Source organism: Aeromonas sp. ASNIH1, assembly GCF_002934285.1.
Lineage (GTDB): Bacteria > Pseudomonadota > Gammaproteobacteria > Enterobacterales > Aeromonadaceae > Aeromonas > Aeromonas caviae.
Genome location: NZ_CP026228.1, coordinates 3,975,458 through 3,993,552, shown reverse-complemented (window position 1 = coordinate 3,993,552; position 18,095 = coordinate 3,975,458). Strand labels below are relative to the sequence as shown.

Sequence of the window (18,095 nt, the reverse complement as noted above, 5' to 3'; positions counted from 1 at the left end):
ATTCGGGTGCGGCCCACCTCGGCCACGCCCTCTTCAGCAACCCTCTTGGATTGTGTGGGCGCCTCTTGCGGCGCCCGTTTCAGGATTGACATCATGAATGATTTGGCTGCCCTGCAGCAGACCCTCGCCCGGCAGCGGCAACGGGAGCGCCGTCGCTGGCACTGGCTCCTGCTGCTCGCCCTGGTCCTGTGCATTACCCTGGTGCTCGATATCGCCACCGGCCCCTCCCTGCTGGCCCTGCACGACGTGATCGATGCCCTGGTTTCCCCCGCCCAGGCCGATCCCATGACCCGCACCATCGTCCACGACATGCGCCTGCCCATCGCCCTCATGGCCCTGGTGGTCGGGGCCTCTCTCGGCCTTGGCGGCGTGCAGATGCAGACCCTGCTGGACAACCCCCTCGCCAGTCCCTATACCCTCGGGCTCGCGGCAGCGGCGGGCCTGGGCGCGGCGCTGGCCCTCTACACCGGCGGCCTCGGGCTTCCTCCCCTGGTGGCCATCCCGGCCGGCGCCTTCATTGTGTGCATGTTTGCCGCCTGCCTGCTGTTTGGTCTGGCCATGATGCGCCATGTCAGCAGCCAGACCCTGATCCTGGCGGGCATCGCCCTGCTGTTCCTGTTCCAGTCCCTGCTCTCCCTGCTGCAGTTCCTCTCCTCTCCCGAGCTCAACCAGCAGATCCTGTTCTGGCTGTTTGGCAGCCTGATGCGCACCACCTGGGACTCCCTGATCATCACCGCCGTCGTCACCCTGATCTGCACCCTGCTCATCTACCGTGACGCCTGGGCCCTTACCAGCCTGCGCCTCGGGGAAGCCCGCGCCCGCAGCCTCGGGGTCAACGTCGACAGGCTGCGCATGAAGACCCTGGTGCTGGTCGCCTTGCTCACCGCCACCGCCACCAGCTTCGTCGGCGTGATCGGCTTCGTCGGCCTGGTGGCCCCCCATATCGCCCGCATGCTGGTGGGGGAAGATCAGCGCTTTTTGATCCCCCTCTCCGCCCTGTGCGGCGCCTGCATGCTCTCGGCGGCCTCGGTGCTCTCCAAGTCCATCATTCCGGGGGCCCTGTTCCCCATCGGCATCGTCACCGCGCTCATTGGCGTGCCCTTCTTCATCTGGTTGATCCTCGGCAGGGGGCGTAAACGTGCTTGAAATATCCCGACTCTCCCTCTCCCTCGGCCAGCAGACCTTGCTGCGGGATCTCAGCCTCACTCTGCATCCGGGTCAGGTCCATGTGATCATCGGCCCGAACGGGACCGGCAAGACCTCCTTGATGCGCACCCTCTTTGGTGAACTGACCCCGGACAGTGGCGACATTCGCCTCGGGGACCAGAGTGCTAGCCAGATGACGCAGGCCAGGTGGCGCCAGCAGTTTGGCTACATGCCCCAGAACATCCAGCTGGAGCTGGACCTCAGCGTCATCGAAGTGGTGGTGCTGGGGCGTCTCGACAGCCTCTCCATGCGCCTCGCGGACGAGGACATACTGGCGGCCGGCCGCGCCCTGCAGGCGCTCGGCATCGCCCATCTGGCGGATCGCCCCCTCTACTCCCTGAGCGGCGGCCAGCGGCAGATGGTGCTCTTCGCCCAGGTGCTGCTGCGCGACCCCCGCATCATGATGCTGGACGAGCCGGTCAGCGCCCTGGACCTGCACCACCAGATGCAACTGATGGAGCACCTGTGCCAGCAGACCCTGGAGCAACAGTGGATCACCCTGGTGGTGCTGCACGATCTCAACCTGGCCGCCCAGTTTGCCGATCAGCTGATCGTGCTGGCAGGGGGAGATCTGCAGGCCTTCGGCCCCCCCGCCCGGGTGCTCGACGCGGCCCTCATCGAGCGCCTCTACCAGGTGCCGGTGGAGATAAGCCACGATCAGCACGGCATCCCCTTCCTCAGAACCCTGCGAAAGACATCATGACACAGTGCTGCGCCACCCCGGCGACCACCTCCCCACGCACTGGCGGGAGGCGACCATGAACGGCGCCTCCTACTGGCGGGACTGGCAGGGCATGAGCCCGGCCGCCCGCCTGCTCATCACCAATGGGCTCGCCTTCAACCTCGGCTTCTACATGATGATGCCCTTCCTCGCCCAGCACATGGGCAGCGGCCTGGGCCTGGCCGGCTGGGCCTGTGGCCTCGTCATGGGGATGCGGGTCTTCAGCCAGCAGGGGCTCTTCCTGCTGGGCGGCACCCTTGGGGATCGCATCGGCTACCATCCCGCCATCGTCTGGGGCTGCCTGGTACGATCCTTGGGCTTCGTGCTGCTGGGCTGGGCCGAGTCCCTGCCCATACTGCTGCTGGCCGCCACCCTCACCGGCTTTGCGGGGGCCCTGTTCACCCCCTGCGCCCAGGCCTACCTTGCCAGCGAATGCCACAACCCGAGCCAGCGTCAGCGCGCCTTCGCCCTGCACAATCTGGCCAGCGAGGCGGGCATGCTGCTCGGCCCCCTGGTCGGCCTCACCTTGACCCAGCAGAGCTATACCCTGACGGGGGTCCTGGCGGCGAGCCTCTTCGCTCTGCTCGGAGTGCTGCAATACCGCGTGCTGCCCAAACGCCCGGTGAGCAACCAGAGCCCCCGTGGCGCCATCTTGCGCCAATGGGGGGAGATAGTGCGCCAGCGCCCCTTTATGGGGTTCACCCTGCTGGCGGGCAGCTACCAGATCCTGTTCCACCAGCTCTATCTCGCCCTCCCCGCCCATATCCAGAGCCTGCCGGACGCCACCCACCTGCTCGGCGGCGTCTTCACCCTCTCGGCGGTGATCGGTGTCGTGCTCCAGCTCCCGGCCTCCCGCCTGGTGGAGCGCCGCCTGGGAGTACCGCTCGCCATGGGACTGGGGATAGGCATGATGGGCTTGAGCTATCTCGCCCTGCCCCTGCTGGCACCCTGGCCGACGGCAGGCGTGTTGACGCAGGTGGCCCTGCTTTCCCTGGGCTCCATCCTCTGCTTCCCGCTCTTCGCCGCCCAGCTGCCCCGCTACGCTCCCCCCGACCAGCTCGGCAGCTACTACGGCTTCTATGCCAGCGCCGGGGGCTGCATGGCGCTCTTTGGCAACCTGCTCATCGGCTTTATGCTGGGGGATGCGGGCAGCCGCCCCGCCACCGCCATCTGGTGGCTGCTGGCCCTCGCCGGCCTGCTGGCCGGGTTTGGTCTCTATACCCAACTGCGCAAGGATGGCCAGGTTCAGCCTGCTCCCCATCAATAAACAGGGCGGCCAAGGCCGCCCTGTTTCTAACTTCTGTCATATCTCCCTCATTTCAACCTACTACATCATCCCTCCAGAAACGGGGATATATATCTAGTTCCGGCGGCAGTTTTGCCAGATATATGTCCATCACCAGCCCCGCCAGTTCGGCTAGCTCCTAACGTCTGATTGCCTTGGTCGTCAGTTTTAGGGAAGGTGCGAACAAGTCCCTGATATGAGATCATGTTTGTCATCTGGAGCCATGAAAAAGGGTTCATCATGAGTCATCAGCTCACCTTCGCCGACAGTGAATTCAGCAGTAAGCGCCGTCAGACCAGAAAAGAGATTTTCTTGTCCCGCATGGAGCAGATTCTGCCATGGCAAAACATGGTGGAAGTCATCGAGCCGTTTTATCCCAAGGCTGGTAATGGCCGGCGACCTTATCCGCTGGAAACCATGCTACGCATTCACTGCATGCAGCATTGGTACAACCTGAGCGATGGCGCGATGGAAGATGCTCTGTACGAAATCGCCTCCATGCGTCTGTTTGCCCGGTTATCCCTGGATAGCGCCTTGCCGGACCGCACCACCATCATGAATTTCCGCCACCTGCTGGAGCAGCATCAACTGGCCCGCCAATTGTTCAAGACCATCAATCGCTGGCTGGCCGAAGCAGGCGTCATGATGACTCAAGGCACCTTGGTCGATGCCACCATCATTGAGGCACCCAGCTCGACCAAGAACAAAGAGCAGCAACGCGATCCGCAGATGCATCAGACCAAGAAAGGCAATCAGTGGCACTTTGGCATGAAGGCCCACATTGGTGTCGATGCCAAGAGTGGCCTGACCCACAGCCTAGTCACCACCGCGGCCAACGAGCATGACCTCAATCAGCTGGGTAATCTGCTGCATGGAGAGGAGCAATTTGTCTCAGCCGATGCCGGCTACCAAGGGGCGCCACAGCGCGAGGAGCTGGCCGAGGTGGATGTGGACTGGCTGATCGCCGAGCGCCCCGGCAAGGTAAGAACCTTGAAACAGCATCCACGCAAGAACAAAACGGCCATCAACATCGAATACATGAAAGCCAGCATCCGGGCCAAGGTGGAGCACCCGTTTCGCATCATCAAGCGACAGTTCGGCTTCGTGAAAGCCAGATACAAGGGGTTGCTGAAAAACGATAACCAACTGGCGATGTTATTCACGCTGGCCAACCTGTTTCGGGCGGACCAAATGATACGTCAGTGGGAGAGATCTCACTAAAAACTGGGAATAACGCCTTAAATGGCGAAGAAACGGTCTAAATAGGCTGATTCAAGGCATTTACGGGAGAAAAGATCGGCTCAAACTGAAAAAATGAAATGACTGAGTCAGCCGAGAAGAATTTCCCCGCTTATTCGCACCTTCCTTTGCTCCGACTCAACCTCAATGGGTTTGTCACTCAGGAAATCGGTCCCCCTGATATCCCTAATTCCTTATCCCCCCAGATGCAGCGCCAACCACACCGCAAGGGGGATCACCACCACAGAGAGCGCATTGCCGCCGAGCACGATGCTGGCCACCTTGTCGGGCTGGCACTGGTACTGCTCGCACAGCATGTAGTTGAGCACCGCCGGGGGCAGCGCCACCGACAGCATCAGGAGTGGTATCCAGTCAGGTTCGAGGGGCAGCAGCCAGACGGCGAGCCCCAGAGAGAGGCCCCCCGCCAGCAGGTAGAGCAGGTTGCACTTGATGGCCAGCCCCAGATGATCCAGCTCCCCTTCCATCAGCCGGATGCCTAAGGCAAACAGCATCAGGGGCACCGCTATCTGGCCGAGCAGGGTGGCGCTGGTCACCAGGTATTCCGGCAGCGGGATATGCAGGTTGGCCACCAGCAGCCCGGCGAAGGCGGCCCAGAGCACGGGGCTTCTCAGCCAGAGCCAGCGGGAGCTGCTGGCGGAGAGGATAAACATGCCCACCGAGAAGTGGAGCAGGTTGGAGAGCACAAAGAGGATGACGATGGCGCCGAGCTGCTGCTCGCCAAAGGCGAGCACCATCAGCGGAATGCCGAGGTTGCCGGTGTTGCGAAACATGGCGGGCAAGATCAGCGCGGCTCGCTCTATCTCCTTGAGTTTGAGCAGGGAGAGCAGCAAGCCGGGCAGCAGGATGACCAGGGCACCGGCCCCCACAAGGGGCAGGTGCGCCGCGAGATCCAGGGGGTATTTCACCAGGGCCGAGAAGACCAGCGCCGGGGTAAAGAGCTCGATATTGGCCCGGTTGACATAACCCAGGGCCCCGCCCGGCCGCAGCCGCCCATAGAGAGCGCCAAGGCCCACCACCGCAAACACGGGAATGACGATATTGAGCAGGGCGCTGAACATGGGTATCCCGTTTACAGTTCGCGGGCCGGGCGTCCCATCAGCACCACGGGGTCCAGCGTCACCTCCTGGCTGCCGTTGCTGACCCAGAGCTGGCCGTCGGAGATGGTACAGGTGAGCTGCATGGTGCGCTCCACCATGGCCGCCAGGGGCAGGGTCTGGCTGTCGGAGAGTTCGATGACGCTCAGGTTGTCGTGCAGACCGAGCTTGCCCTGGTTCTGCTTCCACCAGACGCTGGTGCCACGATCGCCATAGAGGTAGAGCACCACCTGGCGAGAGCGGTTGCATGCCTTCTTGAGACGGCGCTCGTCCGGCTGACCCAGCTCAATCCAGAGTTCAATCTCGTCGGAGTAGTTCTTGCACCAGAGCTCAGGCTCGTCGTCGGCTGAGAGCCCCTTGGTGAACTCCAGCCGCTCGGCGGCATGCCAGGCGAAGGCCGCGAGGCGGATCATCATGCGCTCGTCGGTCTCGGAGGGGTGACGGGCCAGGGTGAGGGAGAAGTCCTGATAGAGATTGCGATCCATGTCAGACAAGCTGATCTGGGCCTTGAAGATGGTTGCCTTGAGCGCCATAGAAGTCGTGAACACCTGATAAAAGAGAAAGGGGCGGACATGCCGGGCGTCAGTGTAATCAAAATGGCCGCCGGGTTCGACCGTCTTGCTCTCCGTTTACCCCATCAGGGTCGGGCAAGTGCTTCAGAAGACACAAAAAACAAATGCCAGTCCGAGGACTGGCATTTGGCGGCATGAACGAGAGTGACTCACTTCTCGGCGGACTTGACCCCGAAGGCATTGAGCAGCAGGCAGCAGGTGACTGCCACGGCCACGAAGCCACTCAGAAAGATAAAGGGCATGGCCCCGTATCCCAATATGTTCCAGATGGTTTGTTCGAGCAGACTCATAGTGTGTCCTTCATCCAGTGAAATGGGTGTCCCTTTCGTGACGGGGTCGCCCCCGTTCCTGATGAGACTATTTGACCTCAACCCGCGCCTGAGTCCTATGCCACCAAAGTAATAAATGGGGCACCAGTTTGCGCCAGATCAAGGTTTTCCCCCTCCCCGCCCCGTTTTTCTTCGCGCCCCCGCCCCAAACCGGAAAGGTATGCCCAACAAAAAGCGAGGCGACCTTGGGGTCGCCTCGCTCGATGTATGCCGTCGAGAGCCATCAGTAGAAGGTCTGCTGCTCCGCCGCCATCGCTTTCAGCCGCGCACAGGGGGCGAAGCGGTCGCCAAAGCGCTTCTGATGGTGCTCAAGACGCCCCACCAGATAGTCGATGCCGAGGCTGTCCATGTAGCGGAACGGACCGCCCAGGAAGGGGGGGAAGCCGATACCGAAGATGGCGCCGATGTCGCCATCCCGGGCCGAGGCCACCACGCCGCCATCCAGGGCCATGGCAGCTTCGTTGAGCATCAGCAGCACGCAGCGCTCGGCGATCTCCTGCCTGGCCAGCTTGGCCTGGGGCTTGACGCCCAGCACGTCGTAGACGCTCGCGTCCACCGTCTTCTTGCCCTCCTTGCCGGTGAGCTTGTTGCGCGGAGCCGCCTTGCCATAGAGGTAGAAGCCCTTGCCGTTCTTGCGCCCCTTGCGATCGTCTTCCAGCAGCTTGTCAAAGGCCTTGGGCGCCTGGAACTGCTCGCCACCCAGCTCTTTTTCGAGGATGGGGGAGATCTTGGCCCCCACGTCGATCCCCACCTCGTCCAGCAGGGTGATGGGGCCGACCGGGAAACCGAAGTCGAGCAGAGCGCCGTCCAGTACCTCCACCGGCTCCCCTTCCAGCACCAGGCGCGCCGCCTCGTTCATGTAGGGCGCCAGGATGCGGTTGACGTAGAAGCCCGCCTCGTCCTTCACCACGATGGGGGTCTTGCCCTGGGCCCGGGCGAAGGCCAGGGTGGTGGCCACCGTCTCGGCGCTGGTACCCGCGTGGGGAATGATCTCGGCGAGCGGCATCTTGTCCACCGGGCTGAAGTAGTGCAGCCCTACCACCCGCTCCGGATGCGTCGCCGCCGAGGCGATCTGGTGGATGGGCAGGGAGGAGGTGTTGGAGGCAAACACGGTGTGCTCGCCGCACTCGCGCTCCACGTCCTGCACCATCTGGTGCTTGAGGTTGATCTCCTCGAACACCGCTTCCACCACCATGTCCACCCGGTGGAAGCCGGAATAGTCCAGGGTGCCGGTGAGCAGGCTCATCTGTTTTTCCAGCTCGCTGCGCAGCAGTTGGCGACGCTTGACCTTCCTCGCGAGGAGGTCGTAGCTGTAACGCATGGCATTGCCGATGCCGGCGCTCGCCACATCCTTGATCCGCACCGGTACCCCCGCCTTGGTGGCGGTGACGAAGGCAATACCCCCTCCCATCAGGCCGCCCCCCAGCACGGCGGCATGACCCACCTTGCGCGGCTCGGCCCCCTGATAGCTCACCTCTTTTTTCATCTCCGTGGTGGCGAAGAAGAGGGAGCGCAGGGCGGCGGATTCCGGCGTCATCACCAGCTCGCCGAAGTGGCGGGCCTCGGCCAGCAGGCCAGCCTGCATCCCCTCCTCCACGCCGATGCGCACCACCTCGATGATGCGCTCCGGCGCCGGGTAGTTGCCCCGGGTCTTGGCCTTGACCCCCTTGCGGGCCTGATCGAACAGCACCTTGCGACCAAATTTGTTGGTCTCCAGCACCTTGCCCTGCAGATCCCGTTTCAGGTGGTGGCGCGGCTTGCCCTTCTTGGCAAGCTTGATGGCGGCCTCCAGCAAAATGGACGGGGGCACCATGTCATCCACCAGCCCGAGCTTCCTGGCCTGTTTGGCCCGCACCTGCTTGCCGGTCAGCATCAGATCCAGTGCCTTGGCCACCCCGATGAGGCGCGGCAGGCGCTGGGTGCCGCCGGAGCCCGGCAGCAGGCCGAGCTGCACTTCCGGCAGGCCCAGCACGGTTTTACCGTGATCGGTCACCACCCGGCCATGACAGGCAAGCGCCAGCTCCAGCCCGCCGCCAAGGCAGGGACCGTGAATGGCGGCGATCACCGGGATCCCCAGGGCTTCGATCTCGGCGAACACCTCCTGTCCGGCCCGGGACAGCGCTTCGGCATCCTGGGCGCTGGTGCAGGCCGCCAGCATGGCGATGTCGGCCCCGGCAACGAAGGAGTCCTTCTTGCCGGAGACGATCACCAGGCCGATCAGATCCCCGTTCCCCTTTACCTCGGCCAGCAGAGTGCGGATCTCGTCCGCAAAGGAGGCCTTCAGGGTGTTCATGCTCTCACCGGGCACATCCATGGTGAGGATGCCGATGCCGTCTTTGCGAATATCCAGAGAAAAAGTCTTGGCACTCATCATTCCACCTCCAGCACCATGGCCACACCCAGCCCACCCGCCGCACAGGCGGTGTTGAGCCCCAATCCCCCACCCCGGCGCCGCAGTTCATGAAGGGTCTGGGTGATCATGCGCGCCCCGGTGGCGGCAAAGGGGTGACCAAAGGCCAAAGAGCCGCCGAGCACGTTGAACTTCTCCATGTCCACCTCGCCGATGGCTTGATCCCGGCCCAGCTTGTCGCGGGCAAATTCGGCGCTTGCAAACATCTTGAGGTTGGCGAGCGTCTGGGCGGCAAAGGCTTCGTGCATGTCGATGAGGGTGAGATCCCCAAGGGTGATGCCGGCACGGTCCAGCGCCAGCGGCGTGGCATAGGAGGGGCCCATCAGCATGTCCTGCCAGACATCGATGGCGGAAAACGCGAAGCTGCGGATGTAACCCAGCGGCTCCAGACCCAGCTCGCGGGCACGCCCTTCACGCATCATCAGCACGGCGGCGGCGCCGTCGGTGAGCGGAGTGGCGTTGGCGGCCGTCACCGAACCGTGGGCCCGGTCAAAGACCGGTTTGAGCTTGGCGTAACTCGCCAGATCCGAGCTTTCACGGATGTTGTTGTCCCGCTCCAGCGGCGACTTGTAGGGGGGCACGTGGGCGGTGAACACCTCGCCACTCAATTTGCCCTGGGCCCAGGCTTCGGCCGCCAGGGTGTGGGAGCGGTGGGCCAGCGCATCTTGCGCCTCGCGGCTGATCTGGTGGGTCTTGGCCATCTGCTCGGCGGTCTGCCCCATGGAGAGACCGGTGGAGTACTCGGCCACGGCCGGGGGCACCGGCAGCAGGTCCTTCAGGCGCAGACGGCGCAGAATATTGAAACGCTGCTGGAGGTTGCGCGCCTTGTTGAGATCCACCAGGGCGCGGGCCAGAGACTTGCTGACCCCGATGGGCAGCACGGAAGAGGAGTCGGCACCGCCGGCGATGGCGATGTCCACCGTGCCGGCCATGATGGATTCGGTGACATTGGCCACCGCCTGGAAACTGGTGGCGCAGGCGCGCGACACGCTATAGGCATCGGTGCTGACGCTCATGCCAGTGCCAAGCACGATCTCCCGGGCGATGTTTGGCGCTTCCGGCATCTGCACCACCTGGCCGAACACCAGCTGGTCGATGAGCTTGGGGTCGAGATCGGTGCGGGCGAGCATCTCGCTCACCACCAGTTTGCCCAGATCCACCGCAGGCACGCCGTGAAAAGCGGTGGCCTGCTTGGCAAAGGGGGTGCGCAGACCCGCCACGACGGCTATCCGTTCGCCCTGGCGAGTCGTCAGTTTCAATGGCTGTTTCATCCTGGCTCCTTGGGTTAAAAAGGCAGAGGTCTGACCTCATTGCGCCACATCTTAACAATCCAATCACAACTTTCATACGGCTGATTGAAACTAAATTGTCCCCATCTTGCCACCCTCCCTCGCCCTTGTGAGCCAACTGGGGTATAAAAAGATCAACTTCCATAAAAACAACGGGTTTATCTCATGGCAGCGGCCGAGTTCAGAGCACTTGGAGACTATCTGGGCAGCCAGATCCTGGGACAGGGCCCCCTCATCGAGGGGCTGCTGATCGCCCTGTTATGTGAAGGACATGTGCTGATCGAGGGGGCCCCCGGTCTTGCCAAGACCCGGGCGGTCAAGGCGCTGGCCGGCGCCGTGGAGGGGCGCTTTGCCCGTATCCAGTTCACCCCGGATCTGCTCCCTGCCGATCTCACCGGCAGCGAGGTTTTCCATCCCCAGGATGCGAGCTTCGTGTTTCAACCCGGCCCCCTGTTCAATCACCTGGTGCTGGCGGACGAGATCAACAGGGCGCCGGCCAAGGTGCAATCCGCCCTGCTGGAGGCCATGGCCGAGCACCAGATCACCGTGGGCAAGAAGAGCTGGCGCCTGCCCTCCCTCTTCATGGTCGCCGCTACCCAGAACCCCATCGAGCAGGAAGGGACCTATCCCCTGCCGGAGGCCCAGCTCGATCGCTTCTTGCTCAAGCTGCTGGTGGATTACCCCAGCCCCGCCATGGAGCTGGCCATCCTTCAACTCAACGCCCGTGGCGACGCCCTGCCGACGCCGCCAGTCACCCTGAGCCAGTCCGACTTGCTGGAAGCCCGCACCGCCGTTCAAGGGGTACAGATGCAGGGGCGCCTCGAGCACTATCTGGTGCAACTGGTGTGCGCCACCCGCCCCGGCAGCGGCCTGTGCCCCGAGCTAGACCCCCTGGTCGCGGTGGGAGCCAGCCCCAGAGCCAGCATCGGCCTCGCAAGAGCCGCACGGGCCCGGGCCTGGCTCGCCGGGCGCGACTTCGTGCTGCCCGAAGACATCCAACAGCTGGCGCCAGCCGTGCTGCGCCACCGCCTCATCCCGAGTTATCAGGCGCTGGCGGACAACCTCGATAGCGAGGCGCTCATCACCCTGCTGCTGGATGCCATTCCATGCCCCTGAGCCGGCCCCCGCAGGCAGCCCTATCGCCATGACCCCCGTCGCCGAGCCCCGGGATCACCCCGACATCGCCCTCACCCTCCAGCGGCTGCTGGCGGTGCGCCTCTGGACGCGCCAGGGCGAGCGTGCTCGCATTCATCAGGCGGCCCAGGGGCGTATCGGGCGCCAGCCCGGCCTCCATTTCAGGGAGCTTCGTCTCTATCAGGCCGGTGACGAGGTGCGTCACATCGACTGGCGGGTCACCGCCCGCCTCGGTCGCCCCCACACCCGCCTCTACGGGGAAGAACAGGATCAGGCCCACTGGTTGCTGCTGGATCTCTCACCCGCCATGTACTTTGGCTCCCGCGCCCAGCTCAAGGCCCGCCTTGGCTGCGAGCTGGCCGCCGCCCTGCTCTGGCAGGGGGAGAAACAGGCCAATACCTTGATCTGCCAGGGCGCAGCCCCCCACACAGAGCACCAGCGCGGCTCTCTCATGCCTCTGCTGGAAGCGCTCTGTCGCCATTACGAGGCAGGGCTGGATCGCGCCCCCCCGCCCTGGACGCTGGCCCAGACCCTGGCGCGACTCACCCTGCCCCACGGGGCCAGATTGACCCTGATAAGCCACCACCAGGCACCGGACCAGGCCCTCTGCCAGCAGTTGCAACGTCTTCGCCTGCGCCACGATATCCACTACTGGCAGATCCGCGATCCCCTGGAAGCCGCCCTGCCCGAGCAGGGGCAGCTGGCAGTGCAGGCAGGCAGACACAGCGGTTGGCTCGCGGGAGAAGATCCCCGCTTTCGCGCCCGCTATCAGAGGGCGGCCGACGAACAGGCCGAGGCCTGTCGCCAGCAGTTACTGCCCCTGGTGACGCGCCTCTATCGCCTCGACAACGGCGCCACCCTGCAACGCCAGTGGCAGGAGGGCGGATGCCGTCTGTTTTGAGGGGGAAGCAGGGCGTGCCCGCACCGGATGCATATCACCAGCCCTCGTCCAGTGAGGCCTTGCAAGCCATCCGTGCCGAGCTGCGCGACATCCACCAAGGCCCCGCTCTCGAGCCTGCACAGGATCCTCGCCTGATGGCCCTCGGTGGGCTGCTGATCGCGGCGATCGCCGCTTGCCTGATCGCCATGACGGCCCTCACCCTGTGGCGCCAGCGCCGCTGGGCGCACCGGCTAAACTGGCAGGCCGACGATCTCGTCCCCAGGCTGCAGGATGCCCTGCGAGAAGCGGCCATGGCCCGCTGGCCCGAGGCGGCCCCCCTGCAAGGGGAGGCCTGGCTCGCCTGGCTGGACAGCAAGGGGGGGAGCGATTTTTCCCAGTTTGCCGCCCAGTGGCCACTCTGGCTCTATGGGGGCAGCGTGCCCGATGAGGCGCAGCGCAAAAGATTGCGCCTCGCCTATCTCGCCTGGGGGCGACGCTGCGTCAGCGCGCCGCGATTCCCGGCAAGCAAGCGAGGGGCACCTCCCCCGGAGGGTACGCGATGATCCTCGCCTGGCCCTGGTTTTCCCTCGCCCTCGCCTTGCCGCTGCTGGTGCGCTTCGGCCTGCCTCCCATGAAGGGGCGCAAGGGAGGAAACCGGCTCGTTCATGGAGGTTTTCCCCTGCTCCAGCCCCAGACGGGGCAGCCCTTGTGGCGTATGATGCTCTGCTGGTGCGCCCTGGTACTGGCCCTGTGCCGCCCCCAGTGGCAGGAGCCCCCGATCATTCACTACCAGAGCAGCCGGGACCTCATCCTGGCGGTGGATCTCTCCGACAGCATGCGCACCCAGGACATGCTGGATGACGGAGAGCAAACGGACAGGCTTGCCGCGGTGCGCCAGCAGATAAGCAACCTTGTCGCCTCCCGCCCGGGGGATCGCATCGCCCTCGTCGTCTTTGCCGATCACGCCTATCTGCTCTCCCCCCTCACCCAGGAGACCGGGGCCCTGCTCACCCTGGCCAGGGAGCTCGATTTCGATCTGGTGGGGCGCACCACGGCCCTGGGGGAAGCCATCCTGCTGGCACGCCAGCACGCCGACCCCACCCGCCCCACCGCCCTGCTGCTGGTGACGGACGGGCGCAATACCTCGGGCAATGCGGATCCCCTGACCGAGGCCCGGCTCGCCGCCAAAGCAGGCTTCCGTCTCTATACCCTGGGGGTGGGCGCCGACCCCGACACCTTCGCCGCGCCCGCAGGGGATGCCGATCCCAGTGCCGAACTGGATGAAGCCCTGTTGCAGCAGCTGGCGACACTGGGAGGAGGCCGCTATTTTCGCGCCCGCAACCGGGGCGATCTCGCCGCCATCAACCAGGCCATCGACACCCTGGAGCCCCTCGCCCGGCCCCAGACCCTCTCCCGGCCTCACCAGGAGCTCTACCCCTGGCCACTGGCCCTGGCCTGGCTGCTGCTCTGCTGGCCAGCCCGCTGGCGCATCCCCCTGTCACACAGGCCATCCCATGAGTAGGCTGGTCATGACGGTGGCACCATGGAGCTGACCTTGCTGCGCCCCCTCTGGTTGCTGGCCCTGATCCCCTGGCTGTGGCAGGGGTGGCGCCACCGCCGCGATCCCGGCTTGCTCTCCCCGGCCATGCAGGCCTATCTGCTGCCGAGCCGCCATCGGGCCATCCCCTGGCGCTGGCTTGCCTGTCTGCCGGTGATCCTGGCGCTCTCGGGCCCCGCCCTGCGCCAACAGAGTCTCCCCATGCCGAGCCCGGCCCTCGATATCTGGCTGCTGGATCTCTCCGACTCCATGCTGGCGCAGGATCTGGCGCCGGACCGGGCAACCCGGGTGAGGCTGGGATTGCAGGAGATGCTGGCCGACATAGCGCGGCAGGACGCGGCCCATCCCATCGCCCTCATTCTATTTGCCGGGGATGCCTACCTCGCCATGCCTCCCACCCGGGATCATCAGGCCATCGCCCTGCTGCTGCCGGACCTGCGCCCGGCCATCATGCCTGTCCAGGGCAGCGCCCCCGAGCGCGCCGTGGCCCTGGCCCTCACCCTGATCCCGCCGGGCCAGTCCGCCCGTCTACTGCTCGTGACCGACGGCCTCTCCGGGACAGCGCGCGATCGCATCGCCGCCCTCTGGCCCTGCCTCAACGACCTGTTCTGCAAGGCAGGCTCGGCCCCGCGGCTCGACATCTTGCTGGCCAGCGGGGGCAAGGAGACCCGGTTGCCCGGCGTGGCTGCCGAGCGCTGGCAGCTCGGCAGCCCGGTCGGCCACACCTTGCCGGCGCCCGAAGAGGAGGCCATGACCGCCCTTGCCGCCAGTACCGGAGGCAGGCTGGCCTGGCTTGATTCCGGCCTGCCCCGCTTTGCCCCCCTGCCCATGGGCCAGACCCTGACGCAGGGGCAATCCCGGGATCTCGGCCCCTGGCTGCTCATCCCCTTGCTCCCCCTGGCGCTGCTGGCACGGATCGGCGCCCACTGGCTGCTGGTGATCCTCGTCATTGGCGTCGCGCCCCCTTCCCTGCAGGCGGCCTCCCGACAAGATGAAGCAGGCTGGCAGGCTTATCGCCAGGGACACTATCGGGAAGCGGCCAACGCCTTCCAGGATCCGGTCTGGCAAGGCAACGCCTGGTATAGAGCCGGGGATTACGCCAGGGCCGTCGCCGCCTATGGCAGGGCAAACAGCGCCACTGCCCACTACAACAGGGGCAATGCCCTGGTCTGGCTCGGGGATCTTGCCGCCGCGGAGCAGGCCTATCTGAGCGCCCTTCGCCTTGAACCTGGGCACAGGGATGCCTTGCACAACCTGGCCCTGCTACGGGCCAACCCGCCGCAGACAACGCCCTCGGCAAATGCCCCGGAGCAGGCCGACACTCCCGACCCAGCCCGCGCCTCAGAGGCTCCTCGCCCCCCGGCGCCCCCCGTGCTGCTGCTGGAGCAGCGCCTTCGCAAGGAGGCCCTGCGCCGCCCCCTGATCAAGGTGGAGGAGCCCTGGTGATCCTCGTGCTGCGCTTGCTCTCCCCCCGGATCGGCTGCTGGCTTCTGCTCGCCCTGTGCGCCATGCGGGTGCAGGCCGCTCCTGTCGAGGCCGAACTGTTGCCGGGGGCGAGCGAGCGCGACTGGCTGCTCGTCATCGAGGCCGACGGGCTGCACCGCGATGAGGATCTCAACCTGCAACCGCTGCTGCGCCAGTTTGCGGTCGGGCGGGTCAGTATCCAGCGGGTCAGTGCCCAGAGCCGCAGCCTGACCCGCTGGCAGATCCCCTTGCACCTGCTCGATACCAGCCCGCGCCAGGTGCCCTCCCTGCCCCTTGGCGCCGATCTCACCCCCTCCCTGGCGGTACCGACACGTTCCCTGGACGGCACCCTGATGCCGGCACAAGGTCCGGTATTCTCTCCGGTCGAGCTGCAGGCCCGGGTGCTCCATGAGGGGAATCTCTACCCCGGCCAGCCCTTCATCTATGAGCTGACCCTCTGGCTGCCTGCCAACTTGGAGGCTCCCAACCTCGGTGAGCCCATCACCCCGGCCTTTACCATTCGCCGCCTCGGCGAGGATCGCTGGGACTCTCCCGCCAGCCCCGGCCTGCCCGGGCGTCTCACGCGAAAATGGCTGCTGCAGGCCAAAGGGCCCGGACTCCATCCCGTCGAATCCCCCCGCTTTCAGGGGCGGTTGCCGCACCAGAACGCGGCCGGTGCGACCGCGCCGGGCAACGCGGGGGATCCGCTGTCCGCCAGGGCGGCGACCCTCTTCATCAAGGTGGACAAGGCCCCCCTGGAGCCGGTGGCGAGCAGCCTGGTGCTGCGCCAGCAGTTCAGCCCGGCGCAGGCCAGGGTGGGTGAGCCGGTGATCCGCACCCTCACCCTGGTAATGGAAGGGGGGGATGGCAACCGCCTGCCCCTCTTGCCGGCCCCGCCCCTGCCCGCCGGCCTCTCCATGAAGCCGGACGGCGAGCAGCAACAGGAGCGATTCGTGGCCGAGGGGGCGCTTCGCTTCGAGCGCCAGTGGCGCCAGGCCCTGACCGCCGACGAGGCGGGGCGCTATGTGCTGCCCCCCCAGACCCTGCGCTGGTTCAACACCCAGAGCGGTCGCATCGAGGAGGCGCGCCTGCCCGCACATTCTCTGGTGTTCACGGCAAGGGAGAGCGCCACTCCCGCCTCCCCCGCACCAGGGGTCCAGTATCTCTATTGGGTGCTCCTGGCCATCCTGCTGCGGGCATTCATGCGCCGCTGGCCGCGCTGGCGCGCCTTCTATCGCCTGCAACGGGCCCTCGCCACGGGCTCTCCTGACGAGGCCAGGGAAACCCTGCTGACCTGGGCCGTCCTGCGCTGGGACGCCCCCTGTCTTCATCTGGCCAGGCTGCCCTGTCACCGCGACCCCGCCATGGGGGCGCTGCTGGACGACCTGGATCGGGCCTGTTTTTCCCCCAAGCGAGTCCCTGGCGAACACCTGCCCAGACAGGCGCTCGCCAGGGAGTTGTGCACCTGGGAGAGCTTTGCGATAGCCTATGGTCTTCGAATACTGGCGTGGATGCGTGCATGATGCGCCCCTCATGAAACAGGACACCCCTTTATGGCGTTAGGTTTTTTCAGAAGAAAAAGGGCCGACACGGGAAAGGATCCCTGCGCTTCTCCGGTCTATGGGGAGATGGCAGACAAACAAACCAAGTACGAAGCCCTGGTGCACGCCCTGCACGGGGACATCTACCGCTACGCCTACTGGCTGTGCCGGGATCCGCAAATCGCCGAGGATCTGGTGCAGGAGACTTTCCTGCGCGCCTGGAAGGCGATAGATACCCTGCTGGACGACAAGGCTGCCAAGGCGTGGCTCATCACCATATTGCGGCGGGAGAATGCCCGCCGCTTTGAGCGAAAGCAGTTCGATCTCGTCAACCTCGACGAGCACCCCCTGCGGGATCAGGGTGTCCTGCCAAGCGAGCAGGAGATGGAGCACGAATGGCTCAGGCGCCACATCGCCCGCCTGCCTGCCGAGTATCAGGAGCCGCTGCTGCTGCAGGTTCTGGGGGGATTCAGCGGGGAGGAGATCGCCGAGCAACTCGGCCTGAACAAGAACACCGTCATGACAAGGCTGTTTCGCGCCCGCAACCAGATAAAAGAGGCCATGGAGTCTGCGAAACAACAGAGAGGACACACCAATGGATGAGCTTGAATTTCGCCGCCGGGCCATCACTCACCCCTCGGACAGGGATCCCGCCTTCTTGAAAGCCGCCGAGGCGTCACCGGCCAATCGCAAGCATCTGGACGAGATGCAGCAGCTCGAGCGCCAGGTGCGCAGCACTCTGGAAGTGGACGTACCGGCCGGTCTTGCGGAGCGGATCCTGCTCAGGCAGGCGATGGCAGCCGAAGAGGAGCAGGTGGTCCCGCTGCCCGTCACTCCTGCACGCACGCAATGGCGCGCTCTGGCCATCGCGGCCTCGGTCGCCTTCCTGCTCGGCATGAGCACCCGCTGGATCAGCTGGCCTGTGGCACCGGACACCCTGTCGCTGGCTCAGGTCGCCATGTCCCACGTTTATGGGGAAGAGCCCTTCATTCATGCGGTGGATGAGCGGGTCAGCCTGCACACCATCAACGCGAAAATGGAGAAATATGGCGCCACCCTGAGCGAGATGCCGGGCATGAAGGTAACCTATGTCAACCACTGCGCCTTCTACCAGGGACCGGCCCTGCACATGGTGCTGCAGGGCAAGATGGGACCGGTCACCCTGTTCCTCGTCCCCAAGCACCTGCCATTGACGATCCAGTCCGATTTTGCAGACGGGACCCTCAAGGGGGAGATACTGCCGCTCAAGGGGGCCAACATGGTGCTCATCGGAGACATGCAGGAGCCCCTCGCCCCGGTTGCCCGCCAGCTTGAGTCACGTCTGCACTGGTCCATTTAACAGACCTTGACCC

Annotated in this window: 17 protein-coding genes; 12 read left to right on the top strand and 5 right to left on the bottom strand. The window is 65.1% G+C overall.

The genetic code is table 11. The features are described 5' to 3' along the window. Positions 1-93: 93 nt before the first annotated feature. The 4 genes from C2U37_RS19445 to C2U37_RS19425 all read left to right on the top strand — a co-directional run bounded on the left by C2U37_RS19445 (position 94) and on the right by C2U37_RS19425 (position 4,433). The gene (locus C2U37_RS19445; RefSeq protein WP_010674675.1) at positions 94-1,146 is read left to right on the top strand and encodes a FecCD family ABC transporter permease; all 1,053 of its coding nucleotides are present in this window, start codon (positions 94-96) and stop codon (positions 1,144-1,146) included. Continuing rightward, positions 1,139-1,909, top strand: coding sequence for an ABC transporter ATP-binding protein (locus C2U37_RS19440; protein ID WP_104452906.1), 771 nt, complete (start codon positions 1,139-1,141; stop codon positions 1,907-1,909). The genes C2U37_RS19445 and C2U37_RS19440 overlap by 8 nt, the downstream gene beginning before the upstream one ends. Before the next feature lie 55 nt (positions 1,910-1,964). Next, positions 1,965-3,194, top strand: coding sequence for an MFS transporter (locus tag C2U37_RS19435; RefSeq protein WP_104452905.1), 1,230 nt, complete (start codon positions 1,965-1,967; stop codon positions 3,192-3,194). Between the two features lie 258 nt (positions 3,195-3,452). After that, a complete protein-coding gene (locus C2U37_RS19425) occupies positions 3,453-4,433 on the top strand; it encodes an IS5-like element IS5 family transposase (protein ID WP_026141915.1) in 981 nt (326 codons plus the stop codon). 212 nt (positions 4,434-4,645) lie between these two features. On the opposite strand, the gene C2U37_RS19420 is transcribed toward C2U37_RS19425, so the two are convergent. The 5 genes from C2U37_RS19420 to fadI all read right to left on the bottom strand — a co-directional run bounded on the left by C2U37_RS19420 (position 4,646) and on the right by fadI (position 10,148). After that, the gene (locus C2U37_RS19420; protein ID WP_069784732.1) at positions 4,646-5,530 is read right to left on the bottom strand and encodes an AEC family transporter; all 885 of its coding nucleotides are present in this window, start codon (positions 5,528-5,530) and stop codon (positions 4,646-4,648) included. A gap of 11 nt (positions 5,531-5,541) precedes the next feature. After that, entirely contained in the window at positions 5,542-6,099 is a 558-nt protein-coding gene (locus tag C2U37_RS19415) for a YaeQ family protein (RefSeq protein WP_104452904.1), read from the bottom strand. Positions 6,100-6,287: 188 nt separating this feature from the next. After that, on the bottom strand, positions 6,288-6,428 hold the full coding sequence (locus tag C2U37_RS19410) for a TIGR02808 family protein (RefSeq protein ID WP_005325161.1): 141 nt from the start codon (positions 6,426-6,428) through the stop codon (positions 6,288-6,290). Between the two features lie 262 nt (positions 6,429-6,690). Continuing rightward, entirely contained in the window at positions 6,691-8,838 is a 2,148-nt protein-coding gene (gene fadJ, locus C2U37_RS19405) for a fatty acid oxidation complex subunit alpha FadJ (RefSeq protein WP_104453283.1), read from the bottom strand. After that, positions 8,838-10,148, bottom strand: coding sequence for an acetyl-CoA C-acyltransferase FadI (fadI, locus tag C2U37_RS19400; protein ID WP_010674668.1), 1,311 nt, complete (start codon positions 10,146-10,148; stop codon positions 8,838-8,840). Before fadI ends, fadJ begins: the two co-directional genes overlap by 1 nt. 183 nt (positions 10,149-10,331) lie before the next feature. Between fadI and C2U37_RS19395 the strand changes: the two genes are divergently transcribed. The 8 genes from C2U37_RS19395 to C2U37_RS19360 are packed head-to-tail and all read left to right on the top strand — an operon-like array spanning position 10,332 to position 18,082. Beyond that, on the top strand, positions 10,332-11,282 hold the full coding sequence (locus C2U37_RS19395) for an AAA family ATPase (protein ID WP_039039116.1): 951 nt from the start codon (positions 10,332-10,334) through the stop codon (positions 11,280-11,282). Between the two features lie 28 nt (positions 11,283-11,310). Then, the gene (locus C2U37_RS19390; protein ID WP_069784733.1) at positions 11,311-12,201 is read left to right on the top strand and encodes a DUF58 domain-containing protein; all 891 of its coding nucleotides are present in this window, start codon (positions 11,311-11,313) and stop codon (positions 12,199-12,201) included. Next, positions 12,186-12,743 (top strand): DUF4381 family protein, encoded by a 558-nt coding sequence (locus C2U37_RS19385; protein WP_223918213.1) that lies wholly within the window; start codon positions 12,186-12,188, stop codon positions 12,741-12,743. Before C2U37_RS19390 ends, C2U37_RS19385 begins: the two co-directional genes overlap by 16 nt. Next, complete coding sequence (locus tag C2U37_RS19380; protein WP_103858715.1) at positions 12,740-13,702, top strand: VWA domain-containing protein; 963 nt, start codon at positions 12,740-12,742, stop codon at positions 13,700-13,702. The genes C2U37_RS19385 and C2U37_RS19380 overlap by 4 nt, the downstream gene beginning before the upstream one ends. A 21-nt stretch (positions 13,703-13,723) precedes the next feature. Next, positions 13,724-15,184, top strand: a complete 1,461-nt coding sequence (locus C2U37_RS19375; RefSeq protein ID WP_069784736.1) for a vWA domain-containing protein — start codon at positions 13,724-13,726, stop codon at positions 15,182-15,184. A 5-nt stretch (positions 15,185-15,189) separates the two neighbouring features. Continuing rightward, a complete protein-coding gene (locus tag C2U37_RS19370) occupies positions 15,190-16,725 on the top strand; it encodes a BatD family protein (protein WP_069784744.1) in 1,536 nt (511 codons plus the stop codon). A 30-nt stretch (positions 16,726-16,755) separates the two neighbouring features. Continuing rightward, complete coding sequence (locus C2U37_RS19365; RefSeq protein ID WP_082189218.1) at positions 16,756-17,346, top strand: sigma-70 family RNA polymerase sigma factor; 591 nt, start codon at positions 16,756-16,758, stop codon at positions 17,344-17,346. Beyond that, a complete protein-coding gene (locus C2U37_RS19360; RefSeq protein ID WP_041215209.1) occupies positions 17,339-18,082 on the top strand; it encodes a DUF3379 domain-containing protein in 744 nt (247 codons plus the stop codon). Before C2U37_RS19365 ends, C2U37_RS19360 begins: the two co-directional genes overlap by 8 nt. Positions 18,083-18,095: the final 13 nt, after the last annotated feature.